Origin of the sequence: Streptomyces sp. NRRL WC-3618 (assembly GCF_001280005.1) — a bacterium.
Classification (GTDB): domain Bacteria; phylum Actinomycetota; class Actinomycetes; order Streptomycetales; family Streptomycetaceae; genus Streptomyces.
Genome location: NZ_LGDW01000173.1, coordinates 1 through 3714, shown reverse-complemented (window position 1 = coordinate 3714; position 3714 = coordinate 1). Strand labels below are relative to the sequence as shown.

2 protein-coding genes are annotated in these 3714 nt (G+C 73.4%); both read left to right on the top strand.

From position 1 onward, the window contains the following. The coding region (locus ADL01_RS47260; RefSeq protein WP_267889924.1) for an SDR family NAD(P)-dependent oxidoreductase at positions 1-2748 on the top strand (2748 nt) is incomplete at its 5' end. Positions 2749-2790: 42 nt separating this feature from the next. Further along, positions 2791-3714, top strand: a 924-nt coding sequence (locus ADL01_RS43775; protein WP_420719726.1) for a beta-ketoacyl synthase N-terminal-like domain-containing protein, incomplete at its 3' end; no start/stop codon positions are given.

Below are 3714 nucleotides of genomic sequence, written 5' to 3'. Positions count from 1 at the left end.
GTGTCGCACGCGTTCCACTCGCCGTTGATGGACCCGGTTCTCGACGACTTCCGCAAGGTGGCGGGGGGCCTGACGTACCAGGAACCGAAGCTGCCGGTCATCTCCAACGTGACTGGTGAACTGGCCGAGTCGGCTCAGCTCACGGACCCCGAGTACTGGGTCCGCCACGTCCGGGAGGCCGTGCGCTTCCACGACGGCCTGACCACTCTCACCGCCCAAGGCGTGTCGACGCTGCTGGAGTTGGGCCCGGATTCCGTGCTCACGGCGATGGCGCACGACACCCTCACCGACCCGGCCGCGCAAGCAGGTCTGGTCGGTGCGCTGCGCAAGGGCCGTGCGGAAGCGGACACCTTCCTGGCCGCCCTCGCCCAGCTCCACGTCCGCGGCGCCGAGGTCGACTGGGCGCCGCTGTACGCCCCCGTCGAGTCCCGACGTCGCGTCGACCTCCCCACGTACGCCTTCCAGCACCAGACCTACTGGCCGCAGCCGAAGGAGTCCGCCGCGGCCGACGGCCAGGGCACCAGCGTGGACGCGGAGTTCTGGGAGGCCGTCCAGCGCGAGGACCTCGAAGGCCTTGCGGAGACGCTGGAGCTCGACCAGGACGCGTCCCTCAAGTCGGTGCTGCCCGCGCTCGCGTCCTGGCGGCGCCGGCAGCAGGAACAGCAGCAGGTGGACGCCCTCCGCTACCAGATCACGTGGAAGCCGCTGCCCGGTGGCTCCGGACCAGGCGCCGGTCCGGCCCTCCAGGGCGCCTGGGCGCTGGTGGTCCCGGACGGGGCCGCCGAACACCCATGGTGCGCGGCCGCCGAGGAGGCGATGGCCGCCGCCGGTACGGACGTCCGGCGCGTGGTCGTCGGGGACGAGGCCGCCGATCGTACGGAGATGACGAAGCTCCTGCGGGACCTGGACGCTCCCCTCGCCGGCGTGCTGTCCCTGCTGGCCCTGGACGAGCGCTCGTACGAGCCCTCGGGGTCCCTCGCCCAGTCGGCATCCTTCACCCGCGGCATGGCCGCGACCCTCGCCCTGACGCAGGCCGTCGTCGACGCCGAGGTCGGTGGACGACTGTGGATCGCCACGTGCGGCGCGGTGTCCGTCGGCGCCGCCGAGTCCGTGCGCGGTGTCGCGCAGTCGCAGGCATGGGGCTTCGGGCGGGTCGTGGGCCTGGAGCACCCGGAGGTGTGGGGAGGCCTCATCGACCTCCCCGAGGCCACAGGGGCCGTCCCGGCCTCTGCCCGCGCCCACCTCACCACCCTCCTCTCCCGCACCGCCACGGAGGACTTCACCGAGGACCAGCTCGCCGTCCGCCCCTCGGGAGCCCTCGTACGCCGCCTCGTGCGCGCGCCCAGGCGCCCGGCTCCCGCCGGGCAATGGCAGCCGCGCGGCACCGTACTGATCACCGGCGGCACCGGTGCCCTCGGCGCCCACGTGGCGCGGTGGTGCGCGGGCGGCGGCGCGCGTCATCTTGTACTGACGAGCAGGCGCGGTCCCGACGCGCCCAGAGCCGCCGAACTCCGCGCCGAACTGGAGGAGTTGGGCGCCGAGGTCACCATCGCCGCCTGCGACGTGGCCGACCGGGACGCGCTCGCCGGGCTCCTGGCCGAGATCCCTGCGGACGCGCCGTTGAGCGCCGTCGTACACGCGGCGGGCCTGGGACAGGACCGCATGATCGACGAGACGGGACCGGCGGACTTCGCCGAGATCGTCACGGCGAAGACGGCGGGCGCGGCGCACCTGGACGAACTGCTCGGTGGCACACCGCTGGACGCGTTCGTGCTGTTCTCGTCCATCGCGGGCGTGTGGGGCAGCGGCGGCCAGGCGGCGTACGCGGCCGCCAACGCCTTCCTCGACGGGCTCGCCGAACGCCGCCGGGCCCAGGGGCGTGCGGTGACGTCGGTGGCCTGGGGGCCGTGGGCCGGTTCGGGCATGGCCGGGGACGACGAGGCGGCGGCGCACCTGCGCAAGCGGGGCCTGCCCGTCATGAGGCCCGAGTCGGCCGTCGCCGCACTGCGGCATGCGCTCGGCGTCCGCGACGCCCTGGTCACCGTCGCCGATGTCGACTGGGAGCGGTTCGCCCCGGCCTTCACCGTGCGGCGGCCGAGCCCGCTGCTCGACGACCTGCCGGAGGCCCGCCGGGCCCTCGACGCCGCGTCGGGCGTATCCGGCGCGCGTTCGGCCGACGGGGCCGGGACCGACGACGCCGCGGCCGCCCTGCGCGAGCGGCTCGCCGCGGCCTCGGCCGACGAGCGCGAGCGGACCGTACTGAAGCTGGTACGCGAGGAGGTCGCCGCCGTACTCGGGCACACGGGCACGGAGGCCGTCCGCGAGGACCGCGCGTTCAAGGACTTCGGCTTCGACTCGCTGACCGCCGTCGAACTCCGCACCCGCCTGAACGCCGCGACCGGCCTGAGCCTGCCCAGCACCCTCGTCTTCGACCACCCGACCCCCGGGGAACTGTCCCGGCAGCTCCTCGCCGAACTCCTGCCCGACTCCGCGGCCGGATCTGGTGACGTGGACGACGACCCGGCGGACACCGAAGCCGACGCCGAAGTCCGCAGGGCTCTCGCGTCCGTACCCATCGCCCGCCTCCGCGAGGCAGGTCTGATGGACGCCGTCCTGCGCCTCGCCGCGCAACACGCGAGCCCGGACACCGCGCCGGCCCCGACCGATGACGACGACATGGACGACTCGATCGACGCCATGGACGTGGACAACCTGATCCAGCTCGCCCTGGACAACAGCGATTCCTGACGCAACACGCAGTTACGCCGCACGAATTCACGCAGCACGGATGTGGAGCCGGACATGACGAGGCCTTCGGACACGGTCGTTGAAGCGCTGCGCGCGTCTCTGAAGGAGACCGAGCGGCTGCGACGGCAGAACCAGCAGCTCACGGCGGCTTCCAGAGAGCCCATCGCGATCGTCGGCATGAGCTGTCGTTTCCCCGGCGGCGTACGCGGCCCCGAGGACCTGTGGCGGTTCGTCGCCGACGGCGCCGACGCCATCGGCGAACTCCCCGATGGACGCGGCTGGGACCTCGACGGCCTCTACGACCCCGACCCGGACAAGCAGGGCACCTTCTATGCCCGCCACGGCGGCTTCCTGCACGAAGCGGGCGACTTCGACGCCGCGTTCTTCGGCATCTCGCCCCGCGAGGCCCTGGCCATGGACCCGCAGCAACGGCTCCTCCTGGAGACCGCGTGGGAAGCCTTCGAGCGGGCGGGCATCGACCCGGCCACCCTGCGCGGCACCCGCGCCGGCGTGTTCGTCGGCTCCGGCTACCAGGGCTACGGCGAGGGCGTCCGCCAGGCCCCCGAAGGCGTCGAGGGTCACCTGCTCACCGGCAACACCACCAGCGTCATGTCCGGCCGCCTCTCCTACGTCCTCGGCCTCCAGGGCCCGGCGGTGACCGTCGACACCGCGTGCTCGTCCTCGCTCGTCGCCCTGCACCTGGCCGCGCAGGCGCTGCGCAACGGCGAGTGCACGATGGCGCTCGCGGGCGGCGTGACGGTGATGTCGTCGCCGGAGACCTTCGTGGAGTTCAGCCGCCAGCGCGGCCTTGCCGTCGACGGCCGCTGCAAGGCGTTCGCGGAGGCGGCGGACGGGACGGGTTGGGGCGAGGGCGTCGGCATGCTGCTGGTGGAGCGGTTGTCGGATGCTCGGCGCCTTGGCCATCGGGTGCTTGCGGTCGTACGAGGTTCCGCGGTGAACCAGGAC